Raw genomic sequence first — 573 nt, forward strand, 5'->3', positions numbered from 1 at the left:
CGCCAGCACTTCGCCCTGAAGCGGCATCTGCTGCGTGCTTCGCTTTATCGCAAACACCTCGCCGTACGCTTCTCGACGTGGCGTGAATTTACCGAGGTCACCCAGAATCCGTCTGCCGCATGAAACATGCAGGTCGCGCCCCCGCCCCTTGTGAACATACTCCGCTAACGTGACAGCGCCGAATTTCTTCGAGCACGACCGGATCGACCCGGACTTCGTCGACAGATGGAAGCAGGCGCCCCGCGTCATCAGGCTGGGACCTGCATCTCGATACCTCGCCGAGAGGCTGGGTTACCAGGTTTGAATGCGCGGCACGCGCGCAATTCTCATTGGAGAGGCAAATTGGGGGCAACCACCTTAATCACGGGCGGTATCGTCGTATGTGGAGACGATGCGGGTACGGTTATAACCGACGGAGCCGTGCTCGTGGACGGCAACTGCATTGCGGATGTGGGAGACACTGCGGCCGTGGCGACACGGCACCCCGCACCCGATCGTATTCTTGACGCGGCCGGGAAAATCGTCGCGCCCGGTTTCGTGAGCAGCCACAATCATCTCGGGTTCGTGTTGTTT

The 573-nt window shown here is 60.4% G+C and carries 1 protein-coding gene; it reads right to left on the minus strand.

Annotation, left to right across the window (positions count from 1 at the left end; genetic code table 11):
- Window positions 1–357: 357 nt before the first annotated feature.
- A partial coding sequence (locus tag J5M56_RS23925) for a hypothetical protein (RefSeq protein WP_207937933.1) occupies window positions 358–573 on the minus strand: 216 nt, incomplete at its 5' end.

It is taken from the genome of Pseudomonas sp. 51_B, from assembly GCF_017491595.1.
GTDB classification, from domain to species: Bacteria; Pseudomonadota; Gammaproteobacteria; order Pseudomonadales; family Pseudomonadaceae; genus Aquipseudomonas; species Aquipseudomonas promysalinigenes.